Source organism: Neptuniibacter sp. QD48_11 (genome assembly GCF_047778095.1).
GTDB lineage: Bacteria > Pseudomonadota > Gammaproteobacteria > Pseudomonadales > Balneatricaceae > Neptuniibacter.
This window is the reverse complement of sequence record NZ_CP180551.1, coordinates 2,523,115-2,537,770: the sequence shown is the minus strand read 5'-3', so window position 1 is coordinate 2,537,770 and position 14,656 is coordinate 2,523,115. Positions and strand designations below refer to the sequence as shown.

Sequence of the window (14,656 nt, the reverse complement as noted above, 5' to 3'; positions counted from 1 at the left end):
TTATGCAACTGAATAAGATTCCAACCACGGTAGTAACAGGTTTTTTGGGTAGCGGTAAAACAACATTGCTATCTAGTGTTTTGAAACAAGCGGCAGGCAAGCGTATCGCCGTGATTGTAAATGAGTTTGGTGAGCTGGATATCGACTCTGACTTGCTACGTAGCTGTCCTCTTGATTGTGAAGATGAGTCTGCAGCAGAAGGTGGTGCACAGGGCGAACAAGGTTTCTACGAGCTAGCGAACGGCTGTATCTGCTGCACAGTAGAAGAAGAGTTCCTGCCAGTTATGCAGCAGCTAGTTGAGCGTCGTGACGATATCGATCATATCCTGATTGAGACCAGTGGTCTTGCGCTACCTAAACCACTCGTTCAGGCATTCAACTGGCCGGGCATTAAAGAGTACTGCACCGTTGATGCGGTCATCACTGTAATTGACGGTCCTGCGGTTGCAGCGGGTCGTTTCGCTAACGACGAAGCTAAAGTTCAAGAGCAGCGTTTAGCGGATGAGAGCCTAGATCATGATCCAAGCTTGAAAGAGCTTCTGGAAGATCAGCTAAGTGCTGCGGATCTGGTTGTAGTGAGCAAAAACGATCTACTCGCAGAAGAGCAACGCACTCAGGTTGAAGCGGTTGTAAATGCTAAAGTGCCTGCTGAAGTTAAGACCTCTTACATCAGCAACGGTGAAGCGGATCTTGAGATGCTGATGGGTCTAGACTGCGCTACAGAAGAGCGTATCGAAGCGGTACACAACCACCACGATCATCACCACGATCACGGCCATGATCACGACCATGCCCACGATCACTTTGATTCTTTCGTGATATCTATCGGTGAAGTGGATAGCGACAAGCTGCAAGCTATTCTGAAAGGTCTGCTAAGCGACTTTAATATCTTCCGTGCTAAAGGTTTTGCGGCACTTCCAGGTAAGCCGATGCGTCAGGTAATGCAGGCGGTAGGCAAGCGTTTGGATGTGTATTTCGATCGTCCATGGGGCAACGATGAGCCGAAAACTCAGTTGGTATTTATCGGCAAAGGCATCGACGAAGCAACCATCAAAGCCGCGCTTGAAGAAGCATTGGTTTAATTCTGGTTTCTAGCCACTAACGACTGATTATTTATGCACCTATTAGCAGCGCAACCGGGCGGGTTTGTCGATGATGAAGGCATCATCGACTTAAACCAGACACCGGCCGATATGATCATCCTCTCTGCAGCCGATAGCTCGCTTGCCGCGCTGTCCGATGCTGCGTGCCTTTTTGCGGATGAGCAGATTGAAGATCAACCATCGGTTCGTCTAGCCAACTGGATGCAGCTGCTAAAACCTGCTGCTTATGATCTGTATGAGCACAAGGTGCTGGAACAGTCCAAAGTCGTTGTGTTGTCGCTCTTAGGTGGTGCGAGTTACTGGCAGTATGGCTTCGAACGCCTGCAAGCATGGGCGCAAGCTGACAGTAGCCGAACGCTAATCATCGTGCCGGGGGATGATACCCCTGATCCAGAATTGTTCTCCGCTAGTTCTGTAACCGATAGCGAAGCGATGCGGATCTGGCGCTACCTTCGTGAAGGCGGTGTAGATAACAGTCTGCAACTGCTGAACTGTTTAACCGATCAATACCTGCAACAAGAGCGTCTGTGGCATGAGCCAAGACCGCTACCTAAATGCATGATCTATCTGCCGGCTGCTAGTAACACATCAAAAAATACTGTGCAGGCAGCGACTTTTCCAGAGTGGCAACAACGGCAGAGCGACGTTGATAGGCCGGTAGCGCTATTGTTGTTCTATCGTAGCCATCTGCAAAGTGGCAATACCCGCATGTTTGATCAATTGATCGAACAGCTAGAAAGCAACGGCTTAGCACCATTACCAATCGCAATTGCCTCGCTTAAAGATGCGGAATCCTTAGCGCTAGTGAATGCACTACTGGAACAGAGCGGTGCCAGCCTGATTATCAACAGCACAGGGTTTGCCTCGAATACTGTTGCAAGCCCTGATCTGTGTTCGCAACCGAGCGAGTTCTACTCGCCGTTTGTACGTAAAGTACCTGTTCTGCAGTTGGTTCTTTCTAGTAGTACCGAAGAGGATTGGCTAACGCACTCGCAAGGTTTACGTAGCCGTGATATCGCCATGCAGGTGGTTCTGCCAGAGATGGATGGCAGGGTGCATACCCGTGCGTTGAGCTTTAAAACCGAAGATCACTTTGATGAGCGCAGCCAAGTTTCAGTGGTGCGTTATCAACTCCATCAAGAACGCGCAGGTTTTGTGGCGCAGTTAGCGCTTAGGTTCGCTCAGCTAGCAAACAAGCCCAATCCTGAAAAGCGCATCGCGCTGATTTTGGCCAACTACCCAACCAAAGATGGCCGTATCGGCAATGGTGTAGGTTTAGATACTCCAGCTTCTGCTGTGAATATTCTAAGAGCGTTGGAAGCATCAGGTTATCCACTGCAGGATATTCCTGAAAATGGCGATGCCCTGATTCAGGAACTGCTAGGTGCAGTAACGAATAACCCGAATACCCTGCACAACCTGCCGTGCTGGCAGAGTATGTCGCTGGAAGATTATCAGCGCTGTTTTGCTCAACTACCTGAGATTTGCCAACAAGCGGTGATCGATCAGTGGGGCGCGCCACAGCAGGATATTAAGTACCGTGATGGCCGTTTGATGCTTTCCGGTATTCGCTTAGGTGAAACCTTTATCGGTATCCAGCCAGCCCGTGGTTTTAATATCGATCTGGTGGCTAACTACCATGATCCTGATCTAATCCCACCGCATAACTATCTAGCATTCTATTTCTGGTTGCGCGAGTGCTATCAAGTGGATGCGGTAGTGCATGTAGGTAAGCACGGTAACTTAGAGTGGTTGCCGGGTAAGGGTAGTGCGCTATCAGAAGAGTGTTGGCCGGATATCGCTTTAGGGCCAATGCCGCACTTCTACCCATTTATTGTCAATGATCCCGGTGAAGGTGCGCAGGCCAAGCGCCGTACCCAAGCGGTGATTATTGATCATCTTATGCCGCCAATGACTCGCGCCGAAACCTACGGCGAAATGGCAGTACTGGAAGGGCTGGTGGATGAGTATTATCAAGCGATGGGGATGGATGATAAACGTCAGCAATGGCTGCGTGATGAGATCCTGAAGCAAGTTAAGAATACTCACCTGTTAGAAGAGCTAGGCCAAACGTTCGATGATGAAGACACCGTTCTAAACGAACTGGATGCCTACCTCTGTGATATCAAAGAGGCGCAGATCCGTCATGGTCTACATCGTCTAGGTGAATTGCCGGAAACGTCAAAATTAGCAGATACGTTAGTGGCGTTGCTACGTCTGCCACGGGGTGATGATCCCGATAGTCAGGGTATTTTGCATAACTTAGTACAGGATCTGAATCTACAAGTAGATAACGATTCTTTTGATCCACTAGAAGCAGGCAGTAAAAACTGGCTAGGTGAAAAACCAGCCCAACTCGCTGAACTTACCCAAGATGATTGGCGCAGTGAGGCTGATACCCGTGAGCGTTTGGAACTCTTCGCGGCTCAGTTAGTAACAGACTATGTCTTGGCAGATAATTCGCTAGAAACCTTAAGCGATCTACCCAGAACAGCAAAACAACTTGCTTATGCCCGTGCCACTATCCACAAAGCGTTATTGCAAAGTGCCGAGCTTGAGATCGAATCGCTTATCGCAGGCTTAGGCGGTGAGTTTGTTAACCCTGGCCCAAGTGGTGCGCCGACTCGTGGCCGTTTAGATACCCTGCCCACAGGTCGAAATTTCTACTCGGTGGATAATCGTTCTATCCCATCTCCTGCTGCATGGGCGATTGGCGAGCGTTCCGCACAAGCGCTGATCGAACGTCATCTTCAGGAAAACGGTGATTATCCGCGTACTCTTGGTTTATCGGTCTGGGGTACAGCGACCATGCGTACTGGTGGTGATGATATAGCTCAGGCCTTTGCCTTGATGGGTATTCGACCTATCTGGGCGCCGGGCTCGAATCGTGTCGTCGATTTTGAAGTACTTAGCTCGCAGCTATTAGGCCGACCACGAGTGGATGTTACCCTGCGAGTTTCCGGCTTCTTCCGTGATGCTTTCCCTAATGTAATGAAGCTTTACGATTCAGCTGTGCAAGCGATTGCTGCGTTGGAAGAACCGGGTGATAGCAACACCATCGCGCAGAATATCCACAAGCGTGAGCAGGAGCTTTTAGAGCAAGGTGTGTCTTCGGAGGAAGCACAGCGTCAGGCAAGTTACCGTGTCTTCGGTAGCAAACCGGGCGCATACGGCGCTGGCTTACAGGGCTTGATCGATGAACGCTGCTGGGAACAGAAAAGCGATCTGGCGGAGGCTTACCTAAACTGGGGTGGTTACGCGTACGGTAATCAAAAAGGTGATGGCGTGGCTGCACCGCAGGCGTTTCAGCATCAGCTGTCGCAACTGGAAGCGGTGGTACAGAACCAAGATAATCGCGAACACGATCTGCTAGATTCCGATGATTACTACCAGTTCCAAGGCGGTATGAGTAACGCGGTTGAAGTCTATCGTGGTGAAGCTCCACAGGTGTATCACAGTGATCACTCTAACCCGCAAAAGCCAAAGATCCGCACTCTAAAAGAAGAACTGAACCGTGTAATCCGCTCGCGCCTACTGAACCCTAAATGGATCAATGCCATGCAGGAACATGGTTATAAAGGCGCGTTCGAGATGACCGCCAGCGTCGATTACCTGTTTGCTTACGACGCCACCACTAACCTGATCGCCGATTATCAGTACGAGAAGGTCAGCGATGCACTGGTATTTGATCAACAGAACCGCGAGTTCCTAGAGCAGCATAATCCCCATGCCCTAGAAGAAATGGCAGAGCGGTTATTAGAAGCAACTCAACGTGGCTTATGGCAGGAACCGGGAGATTACTCCGAGCGACTCCAAGATCTGTTGCTTGAATTAGATGAACAGCAAGAGTCCGCAATGTAGGAGAGACGCCCCCGTCTCGATATTTTAATTATGTGCTTTGATTTAATGACGAACTTAAATAACAAAACATTCTTGGGCTTATCTTTTAGCTGTTCCAAGCAGGTTTCGGCGGATGTTAGCTGCCTTTTACGTGCGGAGCATAGGATCTGAAATGAGCACCTTTAAAAATCCGCACACCCTTATGGTTCAAGGCACCACGTCTGACGCCGGCAAGAGCATCGTCGTTACCGCGTTATGCCGTATTCTTGCTCGCCACAAAGTCTCTGTTGCGCCATTCAAACCACAGAACATGGCGCTTAACAGCGCGGTAACCGCAGAGGGTGGTGAGATCGGTCGTGCTCAGGCGGTACAGGCTGAAGCCTGCTATCTACCAGCCTCAGTAGAGATGAATCCTGTACTGTTAAAACCGAACAGTGATATTGGTGCGCAGGTGATTCTTAACGGTAAAGCCATCGGCAATATGAAGGCGACCGAGTACCACGCGTTTAAGCCTAAGCTACTAACCGAAGTGGTGAAAAGCCACACCCAGTTACAGCAGAAATACAGCGCTGTGATTGTCGAAGGGGCGGGTAGTCCGGCCGAGATCAATCTGCGTGAGCATGATATCGCTAATATGGGTTTTGCCGAGGCAGTCGATTGCCCGGTGATTATTGTTGCAGATATCGATCGTGGTGGTGTGTTTGCTCATCTGTTGGGGACTTATGAACTGCTTTCTGATTCCGAAAAGGCCCGTGTTAAGGGCTTTGTAATTAACCGTTTCCGTGGTGATGTTAGTCTGCTGCAATCGGGGTTGGATTGGTTGGAAGCACAAACCGGCGTACCTGTTTTGTGTGTAATTCCGTACGTAATGAATCTGCATATCGAGGCGGAAGACGCGGTTAATCAGCAGCAAAAGAGCAACGGTGAGCAACAACTCAAAGTGGTTGTACCTATCTACCCTCGCGCCAGTAACCATACCGACTTTGATGTACTGCGAATGCATCCGCAGGTGGATTGCGAGTTTATCCGTGATCCACAACAGTTTACCGGAGCAGACCTTATCGTTCTGCCGGGCAGTAAGAATGTCCGTGGCGACCTTAACTGGTTAAAAGAGAATGGCTGGGACAAAGTGATTGAGCGTCACCTACGTTTTGGCGGCAAGCTAATCGGTATCTGTGGCGGTTATCAAATGCTAGGGGAGTGGATTCACGATCCTGAACAGATCGAATCCACAGCCGGTTCTAGCGAAGCGTTGGGAATTCTACCGATGGAAACCACGCTGACTGGCAATAAGATGCTGCGTAATGTTAAAGGCGTGCTTTGCGGTACAGATACCCCAGTGACGGGTTACGAGATCCATGCCGGTATCAGTAGCGGTGAAGCCTTAGATAACCCGCTATTTGAGTTGGATGTTGATGGGATTATCCACACCGACGGTGTGCGTGATCCAAGTGATCAGGTGCTTGGCACTTATCTACACGGTGTATTTGATCAACCAGAACTACTACAAGCGTGGCTAGATTGGGCTGGTTTGGATCAGCAGAATAGCTTTGATTACCCAGCGTTCCGTGAAGAACAAATCAACCGTCTAGCGGATGAAGTCGAAGCGGTGATGCCATTAGAAAAGATACTTAGCCTGCTTGAGCTACAAGCAAATGGCTTAGATGAAAAGGCTGGTGAACCCGCATGAGCATCGCTTTAAGTTTATTAATCGCGCTGCTGTTAGATTACTTCCTAAAAGAGCCTAAGCGATTCCATCCGCTGGTGGGCTTTGGCAATTTAGCCATAGCGATAGAGAAGAGATTAAATCAGGGGACTGCGGCTAAAAACAGACAGAAGCGATCCGGTATTATTGCTTGGTTATTGGCTGTTATACCGTTAACTTGCGCCGCGTTGATTGTTGATCTGTTGTTGTCAGGTTCGGCGGTTTTTTCTGCGGTAGTCGGCGGAATAGTGTTGTACTTAGCGATCGGTTGGCAGAGCTTACTCAGCCATGCTTTAGCCATTGCTAAACCGCTGAATCAAGGTGATCTGGATAGCGCTCGCACCGCTGTAGGGATGATTGTTAGCCGTGATACCGCCGAGCTAGATGAAAAATCGGTAGCCTCTGCAGCAACAGAATCGGTATTAGAGAACGGTGCTGATGCGATCTTTGCGGCAATCTTCTGGTTCTGCCTGTTAGGTATTCCTGGCGTAGTACTGTATCGCTTGAGCAACACGCTGGATGCCATGTGGGGTTACAAAAACGAACGCTTCCTCCATTTTGGTTGGTGCGCAGCGCGTATCGATGATCTGCTGAACTTTATCCCAGCACGTCTAACCGCCCTAAGTTATGCACTGGTGGGTGAAACCAAGATCGCACTGGATAGCTGGAAGCAGCAAGCGCCAACGTGGAAGAGCCCAAATGCTGGCCCAGTGATGGCCGCAGGTGCTGGGGCGATCAATGTTTCCTTAGGTGGTGCAGCTATTTATCACGGTGAAGTACAGCAGCGCCCACCACTAGGCCCCTTGGAAGGTGATCAACCTTCGGCAAAAAGTATCGAAGATGCCTGCGCATTGGTAAACCGCGTACTCATGCTGTGGGGTATAGGTCTTTATGTGACACTGGCCTTAACGGCGGCGATTACCTCAGGGGTGAGCTCTTGAGTGATCTGATTCACGGTGGCGATCTGATCTCGGCATCTGCGCAATACGGTATTCCGGTAGAGGAATGGTTGGATCTATCCACAGGTATCAACCCAGTACCTTACCCTGTACCTCAGATAAGCGAACATTGCTTTCAGCAGTTGCCTTATCAATCAGCTGAATTTAAAGCGGCGGTTAGAAGCTACTATGGCGCTGAGGGCGTGGCGGCTAATGGCACCCAACAGATCATCGAGTTATTGCCATCAGCGCTACCGTCAGTGTCGCAAGAGTTACCGATCCTGCTACCCGATTGTGGTTATCAAGAACATCGCTACAGCTGGCAACAGCAGAAGCGAGAGCTGAATTATTATCCTGCAACTGATCAGAAAGCTGCTGAGCAACGTATCGAACAGCAGCTAAATTCAGGTTCTGCAATGCACCTGTTACTGATCAATCCGAATAATCCAACAGGGCTTAAATTTACCCCGGAGCAGATCTATCGCTGGGCGGAGCAGATGCAGCAGGGCACTTATCTTATTGTGGATGAAGCCTTTATTGATCTAAGCCCTGAACAGAGTGCTTTAAGTGATTATGATCGGTTTAAGCAGCTAGGTAATATCCTAGTGCTGAGGTCATTCGGTAAGTTCTTTGGCTTAGCCGGTATTCGTTTGGGTTTTGCCTTTGCTAATCAACAGATACTGCAACAGTTACAAACGGAACTAGGCCCTTGGGCGGTAAATGGTCCGGCCCAAGCTGTGGCCATCGCTGCGCTGAATGATGCTAAATGGCAGGCTGAGGCTAGGCAGAAAATTAGCCAAAATGCGCAAGCAACCTTAGAGCTTTGGCTGCCATTGCTTAGGACATTTAATGCAGAGCTTTTATCGTGCGATGGCCTGTTTCTAACGGTTAAATTGGACACTGAAAAAGCGAAGCAGATTTACCAATTTTTAGCCGAGCAGGGCATACTGATCCGCCTTGTTCTGGATGACGAATTCAACTGTGATTTATCAGCTGATAAAGCACAGCGTGATAGTAAAAACTGTTTGCTGCGCAGTGGGTTAGTTGATACCCAAAATGCAGACCAGTGTCAGAAATTAAAACGGGTTATAAGTGAGTTATTACTTACACTGGAATGATCTATAAACGGGCTCATATTTGATAAAAAAGTCCGTACAATAACAATGTGTTTTACGAATGATTGGAGAAAGCCCTGTGCCTAAAAAAGGTATTATGGTGTGCGGTCACGGTAGCCGTGACAAAGATGCAGAAAGAGAGTTTGGCCGTGTTGCGGAAGGGTTAAAAAAACGCTTCCCTGATATGCCGGTAGAGTATGGTTTCTTAGAGTTTTCTGCACCGAATATTCATATGGGGCTTAACTCCCTAATAGAGCAAGGTGTAGAAGATATCTACGCCGTGCCGGGTATGCTGTTTGCGGCAACCCACGCTAAAAATGATATCCCTTCTGTACTGACAACTTACGCTGAAAAGAACGAAGGCGTAAACGTTCACTACGGTAAAGAGCTAGGCCTTCACCCAGCGATGATCGAAGCCTTTCAGGCGCGTATCTACGAATCCCTAGGTTTAGACCCAGAAAACCCACCAGAGAATCTTTACGACACTATGCTGGTGGTTGTTGGCCGTGGTACATCGGATACCGAAGCCAATGCCGAAGCGGCCAAACTAACCCGTATCGTCAACGAGAACATGGGCTTTGGATGGGCTGATACAGTTTATTCTGGCGTAACTTACCCATCGGTTGGCGTAGGTCTAGAACGTCTAATGAAGCTAGGCTTCAAAAAGATTGTGGTGGCACCTTACTTCCTATTCACAGGTCGTTTGATCAAACGCATCTTTGGTTATGTGGATAAAGTGGCAGAAGAGAACCAAGCGATCGAATTTATCAAAACGCCGTACCTAAACGATCACGACAAAGTGATCGACGCGTTTGAGATCCGTGTGCGTGAAATTCTGGATGATCTTCCACAAGGTGATGAAACCCTAATGGAATCCTTCCAGCGTCGTTTGGCTGCAGGTGAGGTTGATGTTCACCACCACCATGCTGAATTCAACCCTGATGCTGAACATGGTCACAGCCACGATCATTCACATGGTCATCACCATCATCATGATCATTCGCACGGGCACTCTCATGGGCATTCACATAGCCATGAACACGGCCATTCTCATGAGCATGGTCATTCGCACGGCGTCTACAAACATATCGGTCATCCACTCGGCCCACGCACTATGATTGGCGAAGGCATCTGCTGCTGCTTTATGTCTCAGTTCCCAGAAGAGATTCTGGAAGAGGAGAAAGCGAAGGTGGGGCTTTGTAAGGCTGAGGATGCTTTGGCGCATAAGTAGATAGATGCTAGTGGCTAGAGCGCTTCGCTTATAGTGGTTAGGACGCTGCTTCGCAGCTAGAGAACGCTTCGCTTTTAGGACGCGGCTGCGTCGCTAGAGAAAAAGATTGAAAAACCGGCTTTTGTGCCGGTTTTTTTGTGGGTGGCTTTTTAAAACGTATTACCTGCGAAGGCTGGTATCTATTGAAGGATAAGGATTTAGATCAAAGAATAATGGAATAGGGGTGAAACTGTAGTTTTTTTGTACTGGAATGGTTTCAGGGGGATACTGGTTTTTTTATTTAGAAAAGATAAAAGAGCTCCGTGTCAGTGTGTAGTATGTCACTTGTTGTATATTTAGATGTTATCTGAGCAAATACTGATAGAAAGTAATCGCCCTTACGTAAAACTCGCTATATGATAAGCTATCTGCCTAAAGTTAGGGGTATTGTAGGATCACATAAATGGACATAATAGGCATCCTAAATAAAGACCTCGATTCGGGAATGGATGAAGCTGATCTAGCTAGGAAGATCTTCTTATCATACCAGACACTTATCTTTAAAGATAAGCAGGATATCGAGTATGAAATCAAAAATGAAATTAAGAATGAGTTGATTACACCGTTTTCTTCAATTCAGGTGACAGGTTCATCAAAAACGGGAATCAGTTTTTTTAAAAAAACAAAGTTCACAGAAGGTGAATCTGATTTAGATATATCAGTTATTAATCTTGGCCTTTATAACCAATACTTAGAAGAAGTACATAAAGTAACTGATGGGTTTACAAATTTATCTGTATTTCCAGAATATTGTGGTAAAAGCACAAATAAACAATTTATTAATAACTTAAAGAAGGGGTTTATTAATCCTTTTTTTATGCCAGACTGTGAGATGAAGTCTAAATGGTTAGACTTTTTTCGTAATATATCTAATGAATACTTTGACCTTTTTAAAAGTATAAATGGAGCGATATATGCTTCAGAATATTTCTTTGAATGTAAGCAGGTTGAATGTATCACGGAATTTAAAAATAATAGAGCAGAATATGATTCGTTACCAAGTAAGATCTAAAGAACTTATTGACCTAGCAAATGAAATAAAGTCAAAACGATTGATCTTATCACCATATTTTCAACGAAACTTAGTATGGCGCGAAATTCATAAAGTTGACTTTATCCGGACAATACTGATGGGTTTCCCGATACCTCAGATTTTTGTTGCTAAAGGTTCTATTGATTTAGAATCCATGACGACTACGTCATGCATTGTTGATGGACAACAGCGTATGTCTTCAATCGTTGAATTTATTAATAATAAGTTTCAAGTAGATTCTAGATTCTTTAATGATTTAGAGGACTATGAGCAAGAAAGTTTTCTAAAATACCAAGTTCCAATTATCGATCTTGATATCGATAATGAAGACCCCGATATTAAAGAAATTTTTCAGAGGCTTAATCGTACATTTTACTCCCTTAATGCTATTGAAAAGTTATCTTCTGAGTTCGCTTCATCTGAATTTATGCTTGTTTCCAAGCATTTAACTGGTGAGATACTTTTTGATAAAAATGATGATGAAGATAGTTCTTTATTGTTAGATCCTTCGATTCCTGAGGACTTTACAGAGTGGGCAAAGGGAAAGGAAGTCTCTTATTTTAAGTCATTGATTATTGAGAGTGGTATTTTTACCCCTTATGAAATTAGTCGTCAAATTCATTTGATGTATTCCCTTAATTTGATGGCAACAAATATAGGTGGTATTTATACAAGGAATGATTTGGCAACTAGGTACTTAGATGAGCTAAAAGAAGATTTTTCTCAAAAAAGTCAACTCATAGAGAAATTCGAGAATACTTCAAAATATATATTGGATTTAGATTTAGATCCTAAATCTTACTGGCTTAATAAATCTAATATGTTTAGCTTATTCTCTTTTCTAGCGACAATTGAAGATTTTTCGATACTGGGTTCAATAGGCGATGTACGCGATACTCTAACCCAATTTGAAAGTGACGTACCTGCAGATTATCAAATTGCCGCAAAAGAAGGTGTAAATAACCGGAAAGAGAGGCTTATTCGTAATAAGCATATTGATAACCTTTTATTGCCTAGATAAATGGTGATAAATGGGGTCAGAGTAGATTTTAACTCTGCTCAGCAGTATCCTACTGAGAGCCCCCAATAACAATAAAACCGGCGATATGCCGGTTTTATTGTTTGGATTCTAACGAACTCGATTATCCCTTTCTTCTCTCTGTGACAGACTCGTAGCCTACACCCCAGTTATCTGTATTTACTTCGTCGATTACCACAAAGGTAGATTGAGGGTCTTTGTTCAGGACTTCTTGTAGTAGCTTTGTGGTGCCTTGGATTAGGGCCTTTTTCTCGGCTTGTGTTACGCCTTCATCGGTAATTTTGATATTCACGTATGGCATTTTAGATTCTCTTGCTGATGAGTTACTGGTCAGAACATTCTCTGTGTAAGTGCTTTATACGGTAGCTATGTCGGTTGGTTGAGCGATGTCTGTGTACATCTTGTTTACGATTAACCAGCGGCCTTGTTCCTTTAGTAAGCCTAAAAAATCAATATAGAAATAATCGAACAATGGGCATTCCAGTTTGACCATCGCTTGATCTTGGATGATCTCGATGGACAGGATCTTAAAGTTAAATGGTTGTCCAAGTGACTCGGGAGTTGCTCGGGTTTCGACATCTTGCAGCCAGCGCTCAAGAGAACGGAAATTACCTGGGCTTTTCAGCATGGCCGTTGGGTGAAAGATCGCTTTCAGTTGGCTGCTATTGCCCTGATACAAACCCGTAAAGTAGCTGTTGATGATGGACCGAATCATGGTGAAGTCATCATCTATGGCAGGGTTAGTTGTCATTATCGGCCTCCATCAGCAGCGCTTGCTGAAATGTCGGTCTTTCAACAACGCGGTTTAGCATAGCTGTGGTACGTGAACCCAGTTTGATCTCAACGGGAAAATACTCACCCCAACGTGAATAAACGGCCAGCATAATATCTGCTGCGGATACGGACTCTCCGCCGAGGTAGCTGCGGTTTTCTAGTTCAGCTTCTACTGATTCCCATAGGCTATTGATGGCGTTTGCTGCGGCGTTTAAGGCCTTATCTTTCTCAGGCCCTTCGCTCATATTTTGAGAGATAAAGAACAGTCTGCCGTAGGCGGGATGCATAGTCGCATTGGCAAACATAATGTCCTGAATCGCTTTTTGCTGATCCTTTTCATCCTGAGGGAACAGCTGATTGGCTTTAGAGCGCAAGAGGTAAAGCATGATGGCTGCACCTTCTGTCAGCGTTTTACCCTCATTGATTAGCACGGGGACGTTACCCATAGGGTTGATTGCAGAGAAGTCAGTAACCCTGTTTTTGTTAATCAGGGTGACAGATGCATCCATCTCTAACAAAACAGTCAGCGTCGCGAGTGAGCATGCGTTGGGCAGGTAATACAAGGTGTACATAGGTTTCTCCTGATTAGGTCAGATCGTAAAAGACAGAATCAGAATAAATGCCTTGCTAGGTTTCATATATATCTACAATATGAACGTACTGTTCACATATTGGAAACTACTATGGATAAACTTAGGGCAATGTCGCTGTTCATTCGCTTAGCAGAGCGGGGGAGCTTTACTGAAGTCGCTGAAGAGCTTGGCTTGTCTAAGTCGATGGTGAGTAAAGAGATCAGCCGGCTAGAGACGGAAATCGGCGCGCGGTTAATTCATCGATCTACCCGATCGTTACAGCTAACCACTATAGGCGAGGGCTACCTTCGCCATTGCCATGAGATTTTAGAGCGCATTGATGACGCTGAAAGCTTTGTCCAAGGGGCGCAAGATTTACCCCGCGGCAAGCTCAAGATTAATGCGCCAATGGCTTTAGGTATCTCGCACCTAAGCCACGTTTTTGCAGATTTTATGCGTGAATACCCTGAAATAGAGTTGGATATTCATCTTGATGATGCCCCCGTCGATCTGATTGAAAATGGATTCGATCTTGGCTTTAGAGCAGCGAGTCGTCCATTTGATTCCGGTTATGTCGGTAAACCGTTAATGGAATTTAGCTACAAGCTGTGTGCATCTGAAGACTACTTGAAAGAACAGGGCCCAATTACGACGGTTGAAGAGCTGTCGGAGCATAACTGTTTTATCTATAGCTATTTCAGAGGTCAGGATATTTGGCCGCTTGGTGAGGGCGTAAAGGTCTGTGGCAATCTACGCGTGAACAGCACGCCCTTTATGCTTGATGTTGTTAAAGAGGGCTTGGGTATTGGTTTTATACCTGACTTTATTGCGGGAAATGCAATTCAGCAAGGGCAGGTTGTAGAGCTGTTAAACAATGTAGAAAGACCACGTTTAACCCTATATGCCATGTATCCGGCTAGGCGACTGACGCCACCTAAAATTAAGCTGTGTATTAACTTTTTAGAGCGTTGGTTTGAAACAAATGGGGCCGGTGGTTAAAGAGGTATAAAAAGGGCTCTGACTCCTTAATATCTAAATTAACAGCGCTTGGCTAATTAGCATCCTTGGATCGTATGATTGTCACATCCACCAATGCGAACAACGTCCCATGGTTGAGTAGATATGGTTGTATAACACCAGGCAGACCCACATTGTTCACATTTGTAAGTTGTCTCTGGAGGCATCCTTACAATCTTGGTTAAGCTTGGGTGCCCTTCTTGATCTTCTAATAATTCTTGGCAGTGTTCACATAGACCTTCAATCTGCA

12 protein-coding genes are annotated in these 14,656 nt (G+C 46.1%); 9 read left to right on the top strand and 3 right to left on the bottom strand.

The window, feature by feature from the left end; translation table 11 throughout:
* The first annotated feature begins 2 nt into the window (after window positions 1-2).
* The 8 genes from cobW to ACMXYU_RS11715 all read left to right on the top strand — a co-directional run bounded on the left by cobW (window position 3) and on the right by ACMXYU_RS11715 (window position 12,025).
* Window positions 3-1,082: a cobalamin biosynthesis protein CobW gene (gene cobW / locus ACMXYU_RS11750; RefSeq protein WP_415898816.1), complete on the top strand. Its 1,080-nt coding sequence runs from the start codon at window positions 3-5 to the stop codon at window positions 1,080-1,082.
* A gap of 33 nt (window positions 1,083-1,115) precedes the next feature.
* Complete coding sequence (gene cobN / locus ACMXYU_RS11745; RefSeq protein ID WP_415898815.1) at window positions 1,116-4,964, top strand: cobaltochelatase subunit CobN; 3,849 nt, start codon at window positions 1,116-1,118, stop codon at window positions 4,962-4,964.
* A 151-nt stretch (window positions 4,965-5,115) separates the two neighbouring features.
* The gene (locus ACMXYU_RS11740; protein WP_415898814.1) at window positions 5,116-6,633 is read left to right on the top strand and encodes a cobyric acid synthase; all 1,518 of its coding nucleotides are present in this window, start codon (window positions 5,116-5,118) and stop codon (window positions 6,631-6,633) included.
* Complete coding sequence (cbiB, locus tag ACMXYU_RS11735; protein ID WP_415898813.1) at window positions 6,630-7,589, top strand: adenosylcobinamide-phosphate synthase CbiB; 960 nt, start codon at window positions 6,630-6,632, stop codon at window positions 7,587-7,589. Before ACMXYU_RS11740 ends, cbiB begins: the two co-directional genes overlap by 4 nt.
* Complete coding sequence (locus ACMXYU_RS11730) at window positions 7,586-8,704, top strand: threonine-phosphate decarboxylase (RefSeq protein WP_415898812.1); 1,119 nt, start codon at window positions 7,586-7,588, stop codon at window positions 8,702-8,704. Before cbiB ends, ACMXYU_RS11730 begins: the two co-directional genes overlap by 4 nt.
* 58 nt (window positions 8,705-8,762) lie before the next feature.
* The gene (locus tag ACMXYU_RS11725) at window positions 8,763-9,932 is read left to right on the top strand and encodes a sirohydrochlorin chelatase (protein WP_415898811.1); all 1,170 of its coding nucleotides are present in this window, start codon (window positions 8,763-8,765) and stop codon (window positions 9,930-9,932) included.
* A gap of 442 nt (window positions 9,933-10,374) precedes the next feature.
* On the top strand, window positions 10,375-10,983 hold the full coding sequence (locus tag ACMXYU_RS11720; protein ID WP_415898810.1) for a hypothetical protein: 609 nt from the start codon (window positions 10,375-10,377) through the stop codon (window positions 10,981-10,983).
* On the top strand, window positions 10,958-12,025 hold the full coding sequence (locus ACMXYU_RS11715; protein WP_415898809.1) for a DUF262 domain-containing protein: 1,068 nt from the start codon (window positions 10,958-10,960) through the stop codon (window positions 12,023-12,025). Before ACMXYU_RS11720 ends, ACMXYU_RS11715 begins: the two co-directional genes overlap by 26 nt.
* 121 nt (window positions 12,026-12,146) lie before the next feature.
* On the opposite strand, the gene ACMXYU_RS11710 is transcribed toward ACMXYU_RS11715, so the two are convergent.
* Genes ACMXYU_RS11710 through ACMXYU_RS11700 form a run of 3 tightly spaced genes read right to left on the bottom strand, consistent with a single transcriptional unit; the run spans window position 12,147 to window position 13,389 of the window.
* On the bottom strand, window positions 12,147-12,344 hold the full coding sequence (locus ACMXYU_RS11710) for a tautomerase family protein (protein WP_415898808.1): 198 nt from the start codon (window positions 12,342-12,344) through the stop codon (window positions 12,147-12,149).
* Between the two features lie 54 nt (window positions 12,345-12,398).
* On the bottom strand, window positions 12,399-12,794 hold the full coding sequence (locus ACMXYU_RS11705) for a nuclear transport factor 2 family protein (protein ID WP_415898807.1): 396 nt from the start codon (window positions 12,792-12,794) through the stop codon (window positions 12,399-12,401).
* Window positions 12,784-13,389 (bottom strand): glutathione S-transferase family protein, encoded by a 606-nt coding sequence (locus ACMXYU_RS11700; RefSeq protein WP_415898806.1) that lies wholly within the window; start codon window positions 13,387-13,389, stop codon window positions 12,784-12,786. The genes ACMXYU_RS11705 and ACMXYU_RS11700 overlap by 11 nt, the downstream gene beginning before the upstream one ends.
* 111 nt (window positions 13,390-13,500) lie before the next feature.
* On the opposite strand from ACMXYU_RS11700, the gene ACMXYU_RS11695 reads away from it, so the two are divergent.
* On the top strand, window positions 13,501-14,388 hold the full coding sequence (locus ACMXYU_RS11695; RefSeq protein ID WP_415898805.1) for a LysR family transcriptional regulator: 888 nt from the start codon (window positions 13,501-13,503) through the stop codon (window positions 14,386-14,388).
* Window positions 14,389-14,656: the final 268 nt, after the last annotated feature.

Bases quoted from the DNA above. Each gene is read 5' to 3' on its own strand.
- cobW (WP_415898816.1), top strand. From the start codon at position 3: ATGCAACTGAATAAGATTCCAACCACGGTAGTAACAGGTTTTTTGGGT.
- cobN (WP_415898815.1), top strand. From the start codon at position 1,116: ATGCACCTATTAGCAGCGCAACCGGGCGGGTTTGTCGATGATGAAGGC.
- ACMXYU_RS11740 (WP_415898814.1), top strand. From the start codon at position 5,116: ATGAGCACCTTTAAAAATCCGCACACCCTTATGGTTCAAGGCACCACG.
- cbiB (WP_415898813.1), top strand. From the start codon at position 6,630: ATGAGCATCGCTTTAAGTTTATTAATCGCGCTGCTGTTAGATTACTTC.
- ACMXYU_RS11725 (WP_415898811.1), top strand. From the start codon at position 8,763: ATGATTGGAGAAAGCCCTGTGCCTAAAAAAGGTATTATGGTGTGCGGT.
- ACMXYU_RS11720 (WP_415898810.1), top strand. From the start codon at position 10,375: ATGGACATAATAGGCATCCTAAATAAAGACCTCGATTCGGGAATGGAT.
- ACMXYU_RS11715 (WP_415898809.1), top strand. From the start codon at position 10,958: ATGATTCGTTACCAAGTAAGATCTAAAGAACTTATTGACCTAGCAAAT.
- ACMXYU_RS11710 (WP_415898808.1), bottom strand. From the start codon at position 12,344: ATGCCATACGTGAATATCAAAATTACCGATGAAGGCGTAACACAAGCC.
- ACMXYU_RS11705 (WP_415898807.1), bottom strand. From the start codon at position 12,794: ATGACAACTAACCCTGCCATAGATGATGACTTCACCATGATTCGGTCC.
- ACMXYU_RS11700 (WP_415898806.1), bottom strand. From the start codon at position 13,389: ATGTACACCTTGTATTACCTGCCCAACGCATGCTCACTCGCGACGCTG.
- ACMXYU_RS11695 (WP_415898805.1), top strand. From the start codon at position 13,501: ATGGATAAACTTAGGGCAATGTCGCTGTTCATTCGCTTAGCAGAGCGG.